The sequence below is a fragment of the Rossellomorea orangium genome (assembly GCF_019334305.1).
In the GTDB taxonomy this organism is placed as follows: Bacteria; Bacillota; Bacilli; order Bacillales; family Bacillaceae_B; genus Rossellomorea.
The window spans coordinates 219,713-238,650 of record NZ_JAHWGH010000018.1 but is presented as its reverse complement, the minus strand read 5'-3'; the positions used below and the strand labels follow the sequence as shown (position 1 = coordinate 238,650).

The window sequence follows — 18,938 nt, the reverse complement described above, 5'->3', positions numbered from 1 at the left end:
TCAACATATAACCATTAACGAAATATAAGAGGTGATATTGATGAGCCATCGTGCGAATCGTGTTAGCGAGCAAATGAAGAAAGAGCTCAGCGATATTATCGGACGCAAAATAAAGGATCCACGCATTGGCTTTGTAACGGTTACTGATGTACAAGTATCCGGGGATTTACAACAGGCAAAAGTGTATATTACCGTTCTAGGTGGGGAAGACCAGAGAGAAAATACTCTTAAGGGCCTCGCGAAGGCAAAAGGATTTATCCGCTCTGAAGTAGGGCAGAGGATCCGCCTTCGTAAAACACCTGAAATTATTTTTGAGTTTGATGAATCGATTGATTATGGTAATCATATTGAATCTTTATTAAGAAAAGTTCAAGATGAACCAGAAGAATCTAAAGATACAGAAGAGTAACATGAAAGGGCTGATCCGGACGGAAGTACAATTCCAAAGGGTCGGTCCTTTATGTTTTCCTTTTTGAAATATTCTACAATGCACACTGGAGGTATAAAGATGAATGGAATCCTGCCCCTATGGAAGCCACGGGGAATGACATCCCATGATTGTGTCTTTAAGCTGAGAAAGCTTCTCAGAACGAAGAAAGTTGGCCATACCGGTACTTTGGACCCTGAAGTCTCAGGGGTTCTGCCCATTTGCATCGGAAGGGCAACCAAGATAGCAGAGTATATTACGGCATCGGGAAAGACCTATGAAGGGGAAGTCACCCTGGGCTCCTCCACCACAACAGAAGACGCGTGGGGAGAGAAAGTTCAAGAAAAGAAGGTAGACCGAATGATAACGAGAAAGGAGGTTGAAGAAATCCTTCAAGATCTGACAGGAGACATCACTCAGACACCCCCAATGTTTTCGGCGGTCAAAGTGAATGGAAAGCGGTTATATGAATATGCAAGGCAGGGGATAGAAGTTGACAGGCCTTCAAGAACGGTTCATATCCATAGTCTTCAATTACTGGAGGATTGGAATGAGTTAGACAGGAATAATCCTGCTTTTTCTTTTGAAGTAGTATGTGGGAAAGGGACTTATGTAAGAACACTTGCCGTTGAAATCGGGAAAAGACTTGGGTATCCTGCTCATATGTCCGCCCTCACCCGGACGCAATCTGCCAGTTTTAGAAAAGAAGATTGTTTCACTTTCGAAGAGATACAAGAGTTCGTTCTGACTGAACGTTCACAAGACCTTCTTCTTCCACTGGAAATGGGGCTTTCTCATTTGCCGAAAAAGGCAATTAGTGATACATTAGCAGAGAAAGTGAAGAACGGAGCACGCTTAGAAGAGCCTGAGGATTGGCCAGAAGGCCCAGAGGTAGTGATGGAGTATCAAGGTAAGGTCATTGCCATCTATCAGCGGCATCCGGACAAGCCTGGGATTATCAAGCCTGTCAAAGTGCTTTTCAACGACTAGTGAAAAAGGTGAAATACTGTGAAAGTAATAACTGTACATCATCCACATTCAATTAGTAAGAATGATTTCCCCCCCCTGGTACTCGCACTAGGATATTTCGATGGGGTTCATAAAGGCCATCAGAGGGTGATCAGGGCAGCCGTAGATACAGCGAAGGATATGAACGTCTGTAGCGCTGTGATGACATTTGACCCGCATCCTTCCGTCGTATTGGGGCATAAACACAAGCATATACACTACATAACACCTCTTGAAGATAAGAAAGAAATCATTAAAGGACTCGGCGTGGATTATTTATTTATTGTCCGCTTTACATCAGAATTTGCAAGCTTGATTCCACAGGACTTTGTTGATCAATATATTATCGGACTAAATGTAAGGCATGTAGTGGCAGGGTATGATTATTCATATGGAAGACTAGGGAAAGGAACGATGGAAACTCTTCCATTTCACTCACGGGATAAATTTACATCCACGACTATTTCAAAACTTACAGATAATGAACTGGATATGAAAGTGAGCTCTACCTTAATTAGGGAAAACCTAAAAGAAGGAGACGTTTACAGGGTACAGAGGCTCCTTGGCAGACCATTTAAAATGAAGGGGACTGTCATACACGGAGATAAGAGAGGCAGGAAAATAGGTTTTCCCACAGCCAATATCGAGCTTTCTGATAACTATCTGACCCCAAAGGTGGGGGTCTATGCAGTCAGGATGAAAATTCATGATACATGGTTCAACGGTGTGTGCAACATTGGCTATAAACCAACGTTCAAGAATCCCGATGACTACTCCCTCTCTATTGAAGTTCATCTTTTCGATTTTCATACTTCCATTTATGGAGAAGAAGTGTTCATAGAATGGTATGATAGGATCAGGGATGAACAGAAGTTTTCCGGAATTGACGAATTAATCTCTCAAATCCAGAAAGATAAGGACCAGGCTATAGACTACTTTACGAAAATTTAACGATTACACTTGATTTTTATATAAAAGAGTAGTATTCTAAATAGCGTATGAAATGAACCTTTGCTTGGCATCACGATTCACCAACGGTTGCTCAGTAACAGGGGATTTGAAAGAAATTATTAGGAGGTGAAAAGGATGGCTATCACTAAAGAGCGTAAAAACGAACTTATCAGTGAATACAAAGTACATGAGAACGATACTGGATCTCCAGAAGTTCAAATTGCTGTCCTAACTGAAGAAATTAACAACCTGAACGATCACTTACGCGTTCACAAGAAAGATCACCACTCTCGTCGCGGTCTTCTTAAAATGGTAGGTCACCGTCGTAATCTATTATCTTACTTACGTAAGAAAGATGTACAACGCTACCGTGAGTTAATTAACAAATTAGGTTTACGTCGATAAACAGACAAAGGAAGCGGGATTATGTCCCGCTTTTTCTTTAGCTTTCATAAGTGGAAATCTTTGTATGATCCTCCACTTCTTTTTATACATTTTCTTTATTTAAAGTATTCAATTTGATTGTTTTTGTCTAAAATACATAATATGTACATAGAGTACTCGATTGACCAATGGACGGCTCAATCAACCACTATGATACAGCATCCTGTATTTACATAGTCAGTAAGATTTATTCAAGCGAATATAACAGCGCAAATGTGCATGATATAGATTATTTTTAAGTTTATCCGGGTTGGGTACAGGCCGAACCCTTTAGTGATATATAAAGAGAGGGGTACACTTTATGGAACAAACTAAACAAACCTTTTCCATTGATTGGGCTGGAAGAGAATTAACGGTCGAAGTTGGCCAATTTGCCAAACAAGCGAATGGAGCGGTAATGGTACGCTATGGTGATACGGCAGTATTAAGCAGTGCTACAGCTTCGAAAGAGCCAAAACCTTTGGATTTCTTCCCATTAACGGTTAACTATGAAGAAAGATTATATGCAGTGGGTAAAATCCCTGGAGGATTCATTAAACGTGAAGGTCGCCCAAGTGAAAAAGCAATCCTTGCCAGCCGCTTGATTGACCGTCCTATCCGACCATTGTTCGCAGATGGATTCCGTAATGAAGTTCAAGTCATCAGCATTGTGATGAGTGTAGACCAAAACTGTTCTTCTGAAATGGCAGCAATGTTTGGTTCATCATTAGCCCTTTCTGTATCTGATATCCCATTCGAAGGTCCGATTGCCGGAGTTATCGTGGGTCTAGTTGATGGTAAATTCATTATCAATCCTTCAGTTGAGGAATTAGAGAAGAGTGAAATTCATTTATCTGTTGCCGGTACAAAAGATGCCATCAACATGGTAGAAGCGGGTGCAGATGAGGTTCCGGAAGAAACAATGCTTGAAGCAATCATGTTTGGTCATGAAGAAATTAAGCGTTTAGTTGCCTTCCAGGAGGAAATCGTTGCTAAAGTCGGTAAAGAGAAATTGGATATCCAACTTGCTGAACTTGATCAGGATGTTGAAGCAGAAGTTCGTGCATTATGTGAAAGCGAACTGATCCCTGCCATCCAGGTCCAGGAGAAGCATGCCCGTGAAGAAGCGATAAAAGCTGTAAAAGATAAGGTAATGGCTGTATATGAAGAAGAAAAGGAGGCTGACGAAGCTGCCCTGAAGCAAGTGAAAAAAGTATTGGACAAACTTGTGAAAAATGAAGTTCGCCGTTTGATAACGGAAGATAAAGTCCGTCCTGATGGTCGTAAAGTAGACGAAATCCGTCCACTCTCTTCAGAAGTCGGTTTATTGCCAAGAACACACGGTTCAGGATTATTTACTCGTGGACAAACTCAAGCACTAAGTATTTGTACGCTGGGTGCTTTAGGTGATGTACAGGTTCTTGATGGGTTAGGAATCGAAGAATCAAAACGATTCATGCACCATTACAATTTCCCTCAATTCAGTGTAGGGGAAACAGGACCGATCAGAGGACCTGGCCGTCGTGAAATCGGACATGGAGCACTGGGAGAAAAAGCCCTGGATCCAATCATTCCAAATGAAAAAGACTTCCCTTATACAATCCGTCTTGTTTCTGAAGTGCTTGAATCTAACGGTTCTACTTCTCAAGCGAGTATTTGTGCAAGTACGTTAGCGATGATGGACGCCGGTGTGCCTATTAAGGCGCCTGTAGCAGGAATTGCTATGGGTCTGATCAAATCCGGTGAAAACTATTCTATCTTAACGGATATTCAAGGAATGGAAGATCACCTCGGTGATATGGACTTTAAGGTAGCAGGTACATCTAAAGGAGTAACTGCTCTTCAAATGGATATCAAGATTGATGGACTGTCACGTGAAATCCTTGAAGAAGCCCTTCAACAAGCGAAAAAAGGAAGAATGCAGATTCTAGAGAGCATGCTTTCTACAATCGGAGAATCAAGAACAAGTCTTTCTCAATATGCACCTAAGATCCTGACGATGCATATCAATCCTGATAAGATCAGAGATGTTATTGGACCAAGTGGTAAACAAATCAATAAAATCATCGATGAGACTGGTGTTAAGATTGATATCGAACAGGACGGTACAATCTTCATTTCTTCAACTGACGAAGAGATGAACAAAGTGGCTAAGAAAACGATTGAAGATATCGTCAGAGAAGTGGAAGCTGGACAAATGTATCTTGGAAAAGTAAAACGAATTGAGAAATTCGGTGCATTTGTAGAAATCTTCAGTGGCAAAGACGGCCTGGTCCACATTTCTGAGATTGCAGAAGAACGTATTCGCAAGGTGGAAGATGTAGTGGCAATAGGTGATGAAATCCTTGTAAAAGTACTCGACATCGATAATCAAGGAAGAGTCAACTTATCCAGAAAAGCCGTTCTTAAAGAACAGCGAGAAAAAGAAGAACAAAACCAAGGTTAATCTTTAAAGAATGGCAGGCTGTCCTGTAAGGAGCAATTTCTCTCCTCCGGGACGGCTTTTTTTATCTGTTGAACGGCTTTAGCGCCGGATGTTCTACGCTATTCTTTTCCTACATATGTTTGTAGGAGAAGGAAGGTGGACAGGGATGGAAAAAAAATACTTGATTGGAATTAGTCTAATTGCTATTCTGACTTTAGTAGTTGTAGAGAATCCTATAACAGATCGATATGTGACGGGATTAAAACAAGAAGCGGTAGTTGTGAATGGGGATAGTGGGACTAATGACTTGACCCGCATAATAAAAGAGGAAGCGAAATCGAGAGAAATTCCAGCCCAGGATGCTGTAATCGATACGGTTTGGAAAGCTACACCAGGATATAATGGATTAAAAGTAGATGTAGAGGCATCCTTGAAAAATATGAAAAAAGAAAAATCGTTTGATGAAGATAAACTGATTTACAAGCAAATACCACCTGAAAAACATTTACCAGATTTACCCGCTTCACCAGTTTATCGCGGAAATCCTGATAAACCCATGGTGTCCTTTATCATCAATGTAGCTTGGGGCAATGAATACATTCCCGATATGCTTGCAACTTTGAAAAAACATCAGGTATATGCTACGTTCTTTCTAGAGGGGAGATGGGTCAAGAATAACCCGGACCTGGCGAAGATGATTGTGGATGCGGGTCATGAGGTGGGTAACCACTCCTACTCCCATCCGGATATGAAGACGTTAGAAACCGCCAAGGTACGAGAGGAATTAAAAAAGACGAACGAAATGATTGAAGTGACTACGGGGGAAAAAGTGAAATGGTTTGCTCCTCCAAGCGGCAGTTACCGGGATGAAGTTGTGAGCATTGCGGATGAAATGCAAATGAGGACTATCATGTGGAGTGTGGACACGATTGATTGGCAAAAGCCACAGCCGGATGTATTGATTGAACGCGTAATGCGAAAGATGCACAACGGCGCGATTGTGCTCATGCATCCGACAGCTTCAACTGCGAATTCCTTAAATTCGTTGATCCTTCAAATAAAAGACAAAGATTTGCGGCTCGGTACGATCTCAAGTTTAGTAAAAGAAGAGAGAATCGTAGATGATGCAGATAATTCGTCACAACAGGGAAATAGTAAGAAGAAGCAGTAATTTTGCATCATGAATAGGAGGAACTTTCTTGATTAAGAAATATACATGCCAAAATGGACTGCGAATCGTGCTGGAAGAAATTCCACACGTTCGCTCCGTAGCAATAGGAGTCTGGATTGGGACCGGCTCACGAAATGAAACAGAACAAAATAATGGAATTTCCCATTTTCTGGAGCATATGTTCTTTAAAGGTACAAAGACTAAGACTGCACGCGAAATAGCAGAGTCATTCGACAGTATCGGCGGACAGGTCAATGCATTCACTTCAAAGGAATATACCTGTTATTATGCAAAAGTGTTGGACAACCATGCCGACTACGCATTACATACACTTTCAGATATGTTTTTTAATTCAACTTATGTTGAAGAAGAACTGACGAAGGAAAAAAATGTCGTATATGAAGAAATCAAAATGTATGAAGATACTCCGGACGATATCGTTCACGATTTACTAAGTAAAGCCATCTATGAAGAGCATCCACTTGGGTATCCGATCCTTGGTACCGAAGACACATTGAACTCATTCAATCAGGCTAAGTTAAAGGAGTACATGCATGATATGTATACTCCTGACCAGGTAGTCGTGTCTGTTGCAGGCAATGTCGACGAAACATTCATCAAGGAAGTCGAAAAGCTATTCGGGTCCTATGAAGGTGGCAAAGGGCCGGAAGATCGTATGAAACCTGTTTTTCACAACAACAAGCTCGCCCGTAAGAAAGACACGGAACAAGCCCATTTATGCTTAGGTTTCGATGGTCTTAAAATCGGTCATCCTGATATATACAATTTGATTGTGTTAAATAACGTATTGGGCGGCAGTATGTCATCCCGTCTGTTCCAGGAGGTTCGAGAACAGAGAGGACTTGCATACTCTGTATTTTCATACCACTCAGCATACGAGGACAGCGGCATGGTGACCATTTACGGAGGCACGGGGGCAAATCAGTTAGATCAATTATTCGATACGATAAACAGTACACTTGAAACACTGAAAGCAGATGGAATCACCTCTAAAGAATTACTCAACAGCAAAGAGCAATTAAAAGGGAACCTGATGCTGAGTCTGGAAAGTACCAATAGCCGCATGAGCAGAAATGGCAAAAATGAATTACTATTGAAACGTCACCGTACCCTGGATGAAATCGTCGAAGAAATTGATGGTGTGACGATGGATAAAGTCAATAGACTGGCCTTGAGCATCTTTACAGATGATTATGCTTCGGCTCTTATCAGCCCTGAAGGAGTTCTGCCAAAAAATATGAAGAATTAATCAAGAAAAGCAGACTTTATTGGTCTGCTTTTTTACATGCCAATCCTCTCCACCGAGGTTAAACTTTCTGCTTCTAAAACAATGGACAGTGTATACATTGTACTAAAGAGCATTTTTTTGGAGGGATACTAATAATGAGGCTAAGTGAATTAAGCGGGAAAGAAATCGTTGATTATAAAAAAGCGGAACGTTTAGGCATCCTGGGTCAAACTGATCTTGAATTCAATGATAAGTCAGGCAGTATCAACGCCCTCATCATACCAACAGGAAAATGGTTGAGAAAGCAAAGTGGAGAAATCAGGGTGCCCTGGCATCAAATCTGGACGATTGGGGCAGACATGATCATTTTGGAAGTATCGGAAGAATAACTGAAACAATACAATTGTGTAAACGGGTTAGTGCCCGTTTATTTTTTTTGATTACTTTTTCAAAACGTTCATATGCCCCTTTTCTTCTCACCCATTGGTCAGGTGCAACATACACTGTTGAAGTGAAAAGGGATTTAGAATAGCGATTATGTTAAAAGTAGGTGAAATCAGTGATGCTGACTGGAATGCAGATCGCAGTTCTAGGCGGAGATGCTCGTCAACTTGAGATCATTCGAAAGCTTACAGAGTTGGATGCCAAAATATCGCTCGTAGGTTTTGAACAACTAGATCATGCCTTTACAGGGGCTTCGAAGGAAAAACTTGATGAAGTGGATTTTTCGTTGATTGATGCCATCATATTACCTGTACCAGGCACGAATCTTCAAGGAGAAATAGATACGATTTTTTCCAATGAGAAAATCATGTTAACCGAAGAAATTGTAGCTGAGACGCCAGAGCACTGTACGATCTATTCAGGAATTAGTAATGCATACTTGGATAAAATCATGACTTCAACGAACCGTAAACTTATTCAGTTGTTTGAAAGGGACGACGTTGCCATTTATAATTCCATTCCTACAGTAGAGGGAACGATTATGATGGCTATTCAACATACAGACTTTACTATACATGGATCTGACATCATCATATTGGGTCTCGGGAGAGTCGGTATGAGTGTAGCTAGAACGTTTCATCATTTAGGTGGAAGAGTAAAGGTCGGGGTTCGTAAAAGTGAACATCTGGCAAGGGTGACGGAAATGGGGTTAGTGCCATTTCACTTGGATAATCTGGAAAAAGAAGTTGAGAATTGTGACATTTGTATTAATACAATTCCAGTGCATATCGTGAAGGCTGCTGTCATTGCTAAGATGCCTGCACATACGTTAATCATCGATCTTGCTTCAAAGCCTGGTGGTACAGATTTTCGTTATGCAGAAAAGCGTGGAATAAAAGCGCTATTAGCCCCAGGGCTCCCTGGAATTGTAGCACCGAAAACGGCTGGGCAGATACTGGCGAATGTCCTTTGTCAATTATTAGAGAAGGATTTTGATTTAGGAAAGGAGAGTTCATCATGAGTGTGAAAGGAAAACGTATCGGGTTTGGTTTGACAGGATCTCACTGTACGTATGATGCAGTATTCCCGGAAATCGAGCGATTAGTGAATAATGGAGCGGAAGTCATGCCGATTGTGACATCAACCGTTATGAACACCGAGACAAGATTCGGTAAAGGGGAAGATTGGATCAAACGAATCGAAGAAGTAACAGGTCATAAAGTCATCGATTCAATCGTCAAGGCAGAGCCACTTGGTCCGAAGATCCCATTGGATTGCATGGTGATTGCACCCTTAACAGGAAATTCTATGAGTAAATTTGCCAATGCCATGACCGATTCTCCTGTATTGATGGCTGCTAAGGCAACGATTCGTAATCATCGTCCTGTGGTGCTCGGTATTTCCACAAATGATGCTCTTGGATTAAATGGTGTGAATTTGATGCGATTAATTTCGACAAAAGACATCTATTTTATTCCATTTGGGCAGGATGCACCTGTTGCTAAGCCTAAATCAATGGTGGCCAGGATGACACTGATCCAGGAAACAATAGAAGCAGCGATGGAAGGAAGGCAGCTTCAACCCGTCATCATTGAAAGATATTTGGATTAATACAGGAAGAAGGTCATCTCATTATCCTTTTATGATGACCTTCTTTTCATGCATGTATAAGAAGGCTGCTTAAATGAAAGAACCGCAACTTGAAATAAAAAATTCCTATTGTCGAATAATTGTTTATGTTAAAATATTCTTTATTATAGTAATAGACTAAATTCATTTACCTATTGTACTATGAAAATACTGAATGGTTGGAAGGAGAGAAGATTTTGAATACAACGGGATTACATGTAGCTGTTGTGGGTGCCACAGGTGCCGTAGGACAGCAGATGCTTCAAACTTTAGATAAAAGGGATTTTCCTATAAAACAATTGACCTTGTTATCATCAGCTCGATCAGCTGGATCCACTGTTATGTTTAAAGGCAAGGAATGGACGGTAGAAGAAGCGAAGCCTGAAAGCTTTGAAGGAGTCGATATTGCATTATTTAGTGCAGGGGGTAGTGTATCCAAACTTCTTGCTCCTGAAGCCGTAAAACGCGGGGCAGTCGTTGTGGACAATACAAGTGCGTACCGGATGGATCCTGATGTTCCACTTGTAGTACCGGAAGTGAATGAAGAGGATATCAAGAAGCATAATGGAATTATTGCCAATCCTAACTGTTCGACTATTCAAATGGTTGCAGCACTTGAGCCCATCCGCAAACAATATGGCCTCACGAAAGTGATTGTTTCTACCTATCAAGCTGTTTCAGGTGCAGGGGCCGTTGCAATAGATGAACTTCATGCCCAGTCACAGGCCATTTTATCAGGGGAATCCTTTGAGCCTGCTGTTTTACCTGTTAAAGGGGACAAAAAACATTATCAAATTGCATACAATGCGATACCACAAATTGATACATTTCAGGATAACGGATTTACGTTTGAAGAGATGAAAATGATCAATGAAACAAAAAAAATCATGCATATGCCTTCGTTAAAGGTTTCTGCTACTTGTGTCAGATTACCGGTTGTAACAGGTCACTCTGAAAGTGTATATATTGAAATTGAGAAGGATTCTGTTTCAGTGAGTGAGATCCATGAACTTCTCCGGGAAGCGCCAGGCGTAACGCTTGAGGACATTCCTGAAGAACAAATATATCCAATGCCTGCTCATGCAGTGGGAAAACCGGATGTATTTGTAGGCCGGGTGCGTAAAGATCTTGATGAAGATAGGGGCTTCCATATGTGGGTTGTATCTGACAACTTACTGAAGGGAGCGGCTTGGAACTCGGTCCAGATCGCAGAAAGTTTAATGAAGCTTGGTTTAATTAAATAATAAAGAGGGATCGATCCAGCTGAAGATGTCTATCAATCCACTACTATTTTTATCATACCTCTTGAACATATGACAATGAGGTGTAGTCATGAAAGTGATCGTTCAAAAATTTGGTGGAACTTCTGTACGTGACGAGGTAAGCCGCCTCAAGGCAATGGCTCATACGAAACAAGCAATCGAAAAAGGATATAAAGTGGTGGTAGTCGTTTCGGCAATGGGAAGAAAAGGTGAACCCTATGCGACAGATTCACTATTATCATTAATCGGAGGCAGGAATACTTCAATCAGTAAGAGGGAGCAGGACCTCTTGTTGTCATGTGGAGAGATCATTTCGAGCCTTGTATTTTCCAATATGCTTCTAGAGCATGGGATCCGATCAACAGCTCTTACCGGAGCCCAGGCCGGCTTCCGGACAAATAATGATTTTAACAACGCAAAGATCATCGAGATGAAATGCACTCGTTTGGTAAATGAACTCGAGCGGCATGATGTCGTGGTAGTTGCAGGCTTCCAGGGAGCAACGAAGGATGGAGATATCACAACCATCGGCAGAGGTGGAAGTGATACGTCAGCTTCAGCACTTGGCGTCGCATTAAAAGCGGATTACATTGATATATTCACAGATGTGGAGGGAGTCATGACCGCCGATCCACGGATTTCTTCCAAGGCAAGACCCATTACGGTTGTTTCGTATAACGAAGTATGTAATATGGCATACCAGGGTGCCAAGGTGATACATCCCAGGGCGGTTGAGATTGCCATGAATTCGAATGTTCCAATCAGGATTCGCTCCACATACTCTAATGGCGAAGGTACCCTTGTTACCACGCTTGAGAATACGAAAGCGCACAAAGAGTTCAGGAGTCATCCCGTAACAGGGATTGCTCATGTATCCAACCTAACCCAAATTAAAGTGTTTGCTAAGGAAGATCAATACAATCTTCAAGCTGAGGTCTTTAAGGCTATGGCCAAAGAGGAGATAAGTGTAGATTTCATTAACATATCCCCAAGGGGAGTCGTTTACACCGTGGGGTCGTCAGTTGCTGATGATGCAATAAATGTTCTTAGGAACATGGGGCATGACCCCGTTATTGAATCGGAGTGTGCAAAGATTTCAGTGGTTGGAGCGGGAATGACCGGAGTACCGGGTGTGACCTCTGCCATTGTTTCTTCCCTTTCCAATGAAGGGATTCGCATTCTTCAATCTGCGGACAGTCATACGACCATTTGGGTGCTGGTGAAAGAAATGGACTTGATCAATGCCATCAATGCCCTGCATGATACGTTTCAATTACAAGAGAGAAGTGCTGCATTCAAAGTGGGATAATCACAAGAGGAGAGTGACTAGATTGAATTTTGGCCGTGTTTCTACGGCAATGGTTACGCCATTTGACCGTAAAGGAAATATTGATTTTACTAAAACGACTCAGTTAATTCAGTATCTGATCGACAACGGATCGGATTCGTTAGTAGTAGCAGGGACGACAGGGGAGTCACCTACCTTAACAAAAGAAGAAAAGGTTGCCCTATTTCGGCATGTAGTGAAAGTTGTGGATGGAAGGATTCCAGTCATTGCTGGGACGGGAAGCAATAATACCCATGCCTCGATAGAGCTTACGAAAAAAGCAAAAGAGGCAGGCGTTGATGCAATCATGCTGGTTGCCCCGTATTACAATAAACCGAGTCAGGAAGGGATGTATCAGCATTTTAAAGTAATCGCCGAATCGACAGACTTACCAGTGATGCTGTATAACATTCCAGGTAGATCGAGCGTCAACGTGTCACCCGAAACGATCATCCGCCTTTCAAAAATCGAGAACATCGTTGCCGTAAAAGAGGCAAGTGGTGATCTGGATAGTATGACTGAAATCATTTCACATACATCCGATGATTTTATGTTATTCAGTGGAGATGACGGTCTTACCCTGCCGGTATTATCCATAGGCGGAGCTGGAGTTGTGTCTGTAGCTTCCCATGTCATCGGAAACAAAATGCAGGATATGGTCTCTGCCTTTCTAAATGGGAAACCGGCAGATGCAGCACGTCTGCATCAAAGTCTCCTACCCATCATGAAGGGGCTGTTCATGAGTCCGAATCCTACCCCGGTCAAAACGGCTCTGCAGATGAAGGGACTGGACGTGGGCTCTGTTCGTCTACCTTTAATTCCACTCACAGAAGTGGAAAGGGCAAAGCTATCTCAATTATTGGAGAAGTCATTGTAAGCTAATCCATATTTAATTTTCAAAAGACCGTGAAGGATTGAGTTTCCTTTCCGGTCTTTTGTCATATCTATAGATTGTCATGATTTAATTGCTATAAAGAAGAAGGATTTACCCGTGCAGTATAGAAATAGTAGTTAGTATAGATGATTGCAGTGTTTTTCCTAATATTGATTAGTAAGGATAAAATTGGTTGTACTCCCAAATTCGTATCAAGTATAATGGATATAACTGATTGAAGATCGGGGAAGGAACAGCATAGGAGGACATAAATGTGAGTAAGACAAAGAATGAAAATATTAAAGTAATACCACTCGGGGGAGTAGGAGAAATCGGGAAGAACATGTATGTGGTAGAAGTGGATCATGAAATATTCGTGATCGACGCGGGACTCATGTTTCCGGAAAACGAAATGCTGGGAATCGATATCGTCATCCCGGACATTCAGTATCTGATTGAAAACAAAGACCGGGTCAAAGGAATCTTCCTGACTCATGGACATGAGGACAGCATAGGTGCGATTGGGTATGTATTAAGTAAGATCAAAGCGCCTGTTTACGGTACACGCTTGACAAATGCACTTGTAAAAGCTCGTCTGAAGGACGAAAATGTCAGGGAAGATGTGAAATTCTATACAGTACACTCAGATAGCTACCTTAACTTTGACGGAGTGAATGTCACGTTCTTTAAGACCACACATAGTATTCCAGATTCAGTAGGTGTTTGCATACATACATCTGAAGGAGTCATCGTCCATACAGGTGAATTCAAATTTGATCAATCAGCCAAACATTTGTATCGTCCGGATTTAGGCAAGATGGCACAAATAGGTGAGAAGGGCGTCCTTTGTTTGTTATCTGACAGTAAAGAAGCAGAAAGACCGGGATTTACGACATCTGAAGCAGTCATAGAGCAGCATATTACAAATGCCTTGCGGAAAGCATCAGGGAGAGTCATTGTGGCATGCTTCGCCTCGAACTTAATTCGGCTTCAGCAGCTATTTGATGCTGCAGACCAGAATAACCGTAAAGTGGCGGTAGTTGGAAAGAGCTTGAAGAGAGTGTATGATGTAGCCTTGAAACTGGGATATCTTCATGTCAGGGATGAAATGATCATCGGCATAGACGAAATTGGTGATTACCCCAAAGATGAAATCCTCATCATCGCGACAGGAACTCAAGGAGAACCGTTTGAGGCACTTCAACGGATGTCCAAGCGTTCACACCGTCTGGTAAACATCGAGGAAGGAGACACGGTCCTCATTACAGCCACCCCTTCTCCGGGCATGGAAGTGATTGTCGGCAGGACGATCGACATGCTTTTTAGAGCCGGGGCAAATGTATTGACCGCCAATAAAAAGGTTCATGTATCAGGCCATGGTAGTCAGGAAGATTTGAAGTTCATGTTGAATATCATGAAACCTAAATACTTTATTCCCATCCAGGGTGAATACAAGATGCTAGTCGCGCATACTCAGCTCGCACATGATACAGGACTTCCTCATAAGCAGATCTTTATTTTGGATAAAGGAGACGTCCTTCAATACAAGGACGGCAAGATGAGGATGAGCGGACGTGTACAGGCCGGGAATGTATTGATTGATGGCATCGGGGTTGGAGACGTAGGGAACATTGTCCTTCGAGATCGTAAATTATTGTCAGAAGACGGAGTTTTTACGGTTGTCGTCACGATTAACAGAAGGTCGAAATCGATTGTTGCCGGACCTGAAATCATCTCACGGGGATTCGTATATGTAAGGGAGTCCGAGGAATTGATCGAAGGGGCAGGGGGGATTGTGACCGATGTGGTTCATTCTTATCTGCAAAAAGGCTCCTTTGAATGGACAACCATCAAGCAGGAAATCAGGGATCAACTGAATTATTACTTATTCAATAAAACAAGAAGAAGACCGATGATCTTGCCGATTATCATGGAAGTTTAAAGTATGAGGCTATTTGTTTTCGAACAAATAGCCTCATATTTATTTGAAGCTAAAGAATGAAGTATGAAAACACTCCCATATTTAAATAATAACAAGAGAATGGGAATAAAAAGGAGATGTTTTCATGGAACAAAATCGTGAACGTATGCAGGACGAGCCGAACAAAGGACAAGATGATCAAAAAGACAAGCCTTCCGGGTTAATGGAGAAGATACAACAGTTAGGTCAAACCAATGTTCCACAGCTTTCTCAAGACTCTAATATCCATTGTCTGACGATTGTAGGACAAATCGAAGGACATATGCAGCTTCCGCCCCAAAATAAAACGACAAAGTATGAACATGTCATACCACAGCTCGTGGCAATTGAACAAAACCCTAAAATTGAAGGACTTGTTGTCATTTTAAATACAGTCGGGGGAGATGTAGAAGCTGGATTAGCCATTTCTGAAATGATTGCTTCACTATCCAAACCCACAGTCTCTGTAGTTCTCGGAGGAGGCCATAGTATCGGGGTGCCGATTGCTGTATCATGCGACTTCTCTTACATTGCAAGCACCGCTACCATGACGATTCACCCTGTTCGATTAACCGGGTTAGTCATCGGGGTGCCACAAACATTTGAGTATCTTGATAAAATGCAGGACAGAGTGGTGAGCTTTGTCACAAAACACAGCAATATTACAGAAGAAGATTTTAAGGATCTTATGTTTGCAAAAGGTAACCTTACCAGGGATATTGGGACAAATGTGGTGGGGGATGATGCAGTGGAATACGGGTTGATAGATGGTATTGGCGGTATCGGTACAGCAATCAAGAAAATCAATGAATTGATCGATCTGAGAAAGCAGTCAGATCAGCAAGAGGGGCTTGTTCAATGATTCTTTATACAGTGGTACCCAATGATCTTGTATTCCCGACAGAAGCCAGTGAATTCAGCGGTCAAATGATGATGGATTATCAGGGCATTCCCATCCTCGTCCAGCAGGAAGAAAACAAGTATCGAATCATCCGGGTCATGAGCAGTGATCCTGCACATTACTTGAATGAACAAATATGCCCAGGGGAATTTATCAACAATTAAGTGAGAAAGAGGATTTTCCCCAAATAGTGGTTATGCTATAATATACTTGCAAACGATTATTGATATGATAAGTTTACGGGAAGGGTCTGACACCTTAGGCACACACATTGCCCCAAAGGGTCAGCCCTTTCTTCATCTTTATGTACATAACTTTGGTAGACTTCAACAGAATTTAGGTGAATGGATTGGCAAAACGAAAAAAAAGAAAAAAACGTTCTCAAACTAGCTCCACATTAAAACAGACGATTAAATATGAGATTATCGGACTCATCCTTTCCGCCCTAAGCTTGATTTCCATCATTGAGCTTGGCGCTGTAGGGAAAGCACTTGTATATTTTTATCGTTTCTTCCTTGGGGAATGGTATATGATTGCCCTTTTATGGATGCTATATGTAGCGGGTTACCTTATGATTAAGCGAGAAGTACCAATGTTATTCAGCCGCAGATTGGTCGGGATATACATTATCATTGCAAGTTTCCTGCTATTGAGTCACGTGAAATTATTTGATCTCCTTTCCAATGGCGGGTCATTCGATAATCCAAGTGTCATTATGAATACATGGGATTTGTATTGGATGGATATCAGAGGTGAAACCAGTACATCGGATCTTGGAGGAGGTATGATCGGCAGCGTTCTGTTTGCCGTTTCTTATTTTCTTTTTGATTCACAAGGTGCAAGGATCGTAAGCGCAACCTTCATCATGATCGGCATCATTCTAGTGACAGGTAAATCCTTAGGTGATGTACTCGGAAGGGCGGGGAAGCGGTTCGGTGCCTTCATGAGTGGACAATGGTCAGCATTTAAGCAAGATATGAGTGATTGGAAAGAGGAACAATCCAAGAAAAAAGAGATAAAAGAGAAGAAGAAGCAAGATGCACCGCAGAAAAGCCAGGGATCGGTTGAGTCAGTGCTTCCTCAGGAAGAAGAAAAAAGGGAACCGATCATCTCGAATTTTGCAGAGCGTGCATATGGCGAAATTCCTAAAGATGATTCACCATCTCAAAGAGCTGTAACGGATGAAAAAGAAGAAGCTGAGTCGAACAATCTCAACCAGTCAGAAGGTGAAGCGGAGACTGCTCCCCCCATCACCTTCACTGAAGTGGAAAATAAAGATTACAAGCTTCCGTCAATTGCTTTATTAAAAAGCCCAAGAAAAACAGATCAAAGCAATGAATATCAATTGATCCACGCCAATGCCGCAAAGCTCGAGAGAACATTTCAAAGTTTCGGTGTAAAGGCAAAGGTTACACAAGTCCATCTTGGCCCTGCCGTAACTAAATATGAAGTGCATCCGGATGTAGGAGTGAAAGTAAGCCGAATCGTTAATTTAAGTGACGATCTCGCACTGGCCCTTGCAGCAAAAGACATCCGAATAGAGGCTCCGATACCGGGTAAGTCTGCTATCGGTATTGAGGTGCCGAATTCAGAAGTAGCCATGGTCTCCCTGCGTGAAGTACTTGAAGCGAAGGAACATAATAAACCCGATGCCAAATTGCAGATAGGCTTAGGGAGAGATATTACAGGTGAAGCGGTTCTCGCTGAGCTGAATAAAATGCCTCACTTACTGGTAGCAGGGGCAACAGGAAGCGGTAAGAGTGTTTGTATCAATGGTATTATTACCAGTATTCTTATGAGGGCCAAGCCCCATGAAGTAAAGCTTATGATGATCGATCCCAAAATGGTCGAGTTAAATGTATATAATGGTGTGCCCCATCTCCTGGCACCAGTTGTAACAGATGCCAAAAAAGCTTCACAGGCATTGAAGAAGGTTGTAAGTGAAATGGAGCGCAGATATGAGCTATTCTCTCATACTGGCACAAGGAACATAGAAGGCTATAATGAATATGTGAAGAGACAAAATAATGAGAACGATGATAAGCAGCCCCTTCTTCCATACATTGTGGTCATTGTCGACGAGCTTGCCGATTTAATGATGGTCGCTTCGAGCGACGTGGAGGATGCCATAACAAGGCTTGCGCAGATGGCACGTGCTGCAGGAATCCATCTAATCATAGCGACACAGCGTCCGTCAGTAGATGTTATCACGGGAGTCATTAAAGCCAATATCCCTTCGAGGATTGCGTTTGCCGTATCCTCTCAAACCGATTCAAGGACGATATTGGACTCAGGAGGGGCAGAGAAGCTATTGGGCAGGGGAGATATGCTGTTCATGCCTGTAGGAGCATCCAAGCCTACAAGAGTTCAAGGAGCTTTCTTATCAGATGAAGAAGTAGAAGAAATCGTTGATTTTGTCATCTCTCAGCAAAAGGCTCAGTATCAGGAAGAAATGATTCCCGACGAAGTGCCTGAAGATGAGAAAAAAGGCGAAGCGGAAGACGAATTATATAATGATGCCGTCCAGCTAATAGCAGAGATGCAGACTGCCTCTGTGTCCATGCTTCAAAGACGGTTCAGGATTGGCTATACGAGAGCCGCCAGACTGATCGATGAAATGGAAGTCAGGGGAGTCGTTGGTCCTTATGAAGGCAGCAAGCCGAGAACGGTCCTTGTGGGCAAGCCTTCAGAAGAACAAAGTTCATAAAAATAAGAGGTGTGTTACCCTAATGATTCAGAATGGGGTAACACACCTTTTTTTTAGGTGATTTTATGATTATAAAGCCATTTGAGTACTGGAAACATATAAAAATAAGTAGTTATCCACGAATATGTTATACTATTAAAAGCGTTTACAAAAGTAATGCTCTTGTTGCATGTATGTAAA

General features: G+C 42.0%; 17 protein-coding genes. All 17 read left to right on the top strand.

The genetic code is table 11. From position 1 onward, the window contains the following. The first annotated feature begins 40 nt into the window (after nt 1-40). A complete protein-coding gene (gene rbfA / locus KYJ26_RS18390) occupies nt 41-409 on the top strand; it encodes a 30S ribosome-binding factor RbfA (RefSeq protein ID WP_060669663.1) in 369 nt (122 codons plus the stop codon). Nucleotides 410-508: 99 nt separating this feature from the next. After that, on the top strand, nt 509-1,417 hold the full coding sequence (gene truB, locus KYJ26_RS18385; RefSeq protein WP_219168832.1) for a tRNA pseudouridine(55) synthase TruB: 909 nt from the start codon (nt 509-511) through the stop codon (nt 1,415-1,417). 18 nt (nt 1,418-1,435) lie between these two features. Then, nucleotides 1,436-2,386, top strand: coding sequence for a bifunctional riboflavin kinase/FAD synthetase (ribF, locus tag KYJ26_RS18380; RefSeq protein WP_219168831.1), 951 nt, complete (start codon nt 1,436-1,438; stop codon nt 2,384-2,386). A gap of 135 nt (nt 2,387-2,521) precedes the next feature. Continuing rightward, complete coding sequence (rpsO, locus tag KYJ26_RS18375; protein ID WP_034760125.1) at nt 2,522-2,791, top strand: 30S ribosomal protein S15; 270 nt, start codon at nt 2,522-2,524, stop codon at nt 2,789-2,791. 340 nt (nt 2,792-3,131) lie between these two features. Continuing rightward, on the top strand, nt 3,132-5,255 hold the full coding sequence (gene pnp, locus KYJ26_RS18370; protein WP_219168830.1) for a polyribonucleotide nucleotidyltransferase: 2,124 nt from the start codon (nt 3,132-3,134) through the stop codon (nt 5,253-5,255). Between the two features lie 145 nt (nt 5,256-5,400). Beyond that, on the top strand, nt 5,401-6,405 hold the full coding sequence (locus tag KYJ26_RS18365; RefSeq protein ID WP_219168829.1) for a polysaccharide deacetylase family protein: 1,005 nt from the start codon (nt 5,401-5,403) through the stop codon (nt 6,403-6,405). A gap of 28 nt (nt 6,406-6,433) precedes the next feature. Then, the gene (locus tag KYJ26_RS18360) at nt 6,434-7,675 is read left to right on the top strand and encodes a M16 family metallopeptidase (RefSeq protein WP_219168828.1); all 1,242 of its coding nucleotides are present in this window, start codon (nt 6,434-6,436) and stop codon (nt 7,673-7,675) included. A 134-nt stretch (nt 7,676-7,809) separates the two neighbouring features. After that, nucleotides 7,810-8,043 (top strand): YlmC/YmxH family sporulation protein, encoded by a 234-nt coding sequence (locus tag KYJ26_RS18355; protein ID WP_219168827.1) that lies wholly within the window; start codon nt 7,810-7,812, stop codon nt 8,041-8,043. Between the two features lie 173 nt (nt 8,044-8,216). Beyond that, nucleotides 8,217-9,119 carry a dipicolinic acid synthetase subunit A gene (gene dpaA / locus KYJ26_RS18350; RefSeq protein WP_219168826.1) on the top strand — a complete coding sequence of 301 codons (903 nt, stop codon included), beginning with the start codon at nt 8,217-8,219 and terminating at the stop codon, nt 9,117-9,119. Continuing rightward, nucleotides 9,113-9,709: a dipicolinate synthase subunit B gene (gene dpaB, locus KYJ26_RS18345; protein ID WP_219169351.1), complete on the top strand. Its 597-nt coding sequence runs from the start codon at nt 9,113-9,115 to the stop codon at nt 9,707-9,709. The genes dpaA and dpaB overlap by 7 nt, the downstream gene beginning before the upstream one ends. Before the next feature lie 215 nt (nt 9,710-9,924). Further along, entirely contained in the window at nt 9,925-10,971 is a 1,047-nt protein-coding gene (gene asd / locus KYJ26_RS18340; protein WP_257475122.1) for an aspartate-semialdehyde dehydrogenase, read from the top strand. A gap of 88 nt (nt 10,972-11,059) precedes the next feature. Then, the gene (dapG, locus tag KYJ26_RS18335; protein WP_219168825.1) at nt 11,060-12,298 is read left to right on the top strand and encodes an aspartate kinase; all 1,239 of its coding nucleotides are present in this window, start codon (nt 11,060-11,062) and stop codon (nt 12,296-12,298) included. A gap of 22 nt (nt 12,299-12,320) precedes the next feature. Next, nucleotides 12,321-13,193: a 4-hydroxy-tetrahydrodipicolinate synthase gene (gene dapA / locus KYJ26_RS18330; RefSeq protein WP_257475121.1), complete on the top strand. Its 873-nt coding sequence runs from the start codon at nt 12,321-12,323 to the stop codon at nt 13,191-13,193. A 271-nt stretch (nt 13,194-13,464) separates the two neighbouring features. Then, complete coding sequence (locus KYJ26_RS18325; RefSeq protein WP_219168824.1) at nt 13,465-15,132, top strand: ribonuclease J; 1,668 nt, start codon at nt 13,465-13,467, stop codon at nt 15,130-15,132. Between the two features lie 145 nt (nt 15,133-15,277). Continuing rightward, entirely contained in the window at nt 15,278-16,012 is a 735-nt protein-coding gene (locus tag KYJ26_RS18320) for a ClpP family protease (RefSeq protein ID WP_219169345.1), read from the top strand. After that, the gene (locus tag KYJ26_RS18315) at nt 16,009-16,215 is read left to right on the top strand and encodes a YlzJ-like family protein (protein WP_219168823.1); all 207 of its coding nucleotides are present in this window, start codon (nt 16,009-16,011) and stop codon (nt 16,213-16,215) included. The genes KYJ26_RS18320 and KYJ26_RS18315 overlap by 4 nt, the downstream gene beginning before the upstream one ends. A gap of 185 nt (nt 16,216-16,400) precedes the next feature. After that, on the top strand, nt 16,401-18,758 hold the full coding sequence (locus tag KYJ26_RS18310; RefSeq protein WP_219168822.1) for a DNA translocase FtsK: 2,358 nt from the start codon (nt 16,401-16,403) through the stop codon (nt 18,756-18,758). Nucleotides 18,759-18,938 lie beyond the last annotated feature (180 nt).

Bases quoted from the DNA above. Each gene is read 5' to 3' on its own strand.
- rbfA (WP_060669663.1), top strand. From the start codon at position 41: ATGAGCCATCGTGCGAATCGTGTTAGCGAGCAAATGAAGAAAGAGCTC.
- truB (WP_219168832.1), top strand. From the start codon at position 509: ATGAATGGAATCCTGCCCCTATGGAAGCCACGGGGAATGACATCCCAT.
- rpsO (WP_034760125.1), top strand. From the start codon at position 2,522: ATGGCTATCACTAAAGAGCGTAAAAACGAACTTATCAGTGAATACAAA.
- pnp (WP_219168830.1), top strand. From the start codon at position 3,132: ATGGAACAAACTAAACAAACCTTTTCCATTGATTGGGCTGGAAGAGAA.
- KYJ26_RS18365 (WP_219168829.1), top strand. From the start codon at position 5,401: ATGGAAAAAAAATACTTGATTGGAATTAGTCTAATTGCTATTCTGACT.
- KYJ26_RS18355 (WP_219168827.1), top strand. From the start codon at position 7,810: ATGAGGCTAAGTGAATTAAGCGGGAAAGAAATCGTTGATTATAAAAAA.
- dpaA (WP_219168826.1), top strand. From the start codon at position 8,217: ATGCTGACTGGAATGCAGATCGCAGTTCTAGGCGGAGATGCTCGTCAA.
- dapG (WP_219168825.1), top strand. From the start codon at position 11,060: ATGAAAGTGATCGTTCAAAAATTTGGTGGAACTTCTGTACGTGACGAG.
- KYJ26_RS18320 (WP_219169345.1), top strand. From the start codon at position 15,278: ATGCAGGACGAGCCGAACAAAGGACAAGATGATCAAAAAGACAAGCCT.
- KYJ26_RS18315 (WP_219168823.1), top strand. From the start codon at position 16,009: ATGATTCTTTATACAGTGGTACCCAATGATCTTGTATTCCCGACAGAA.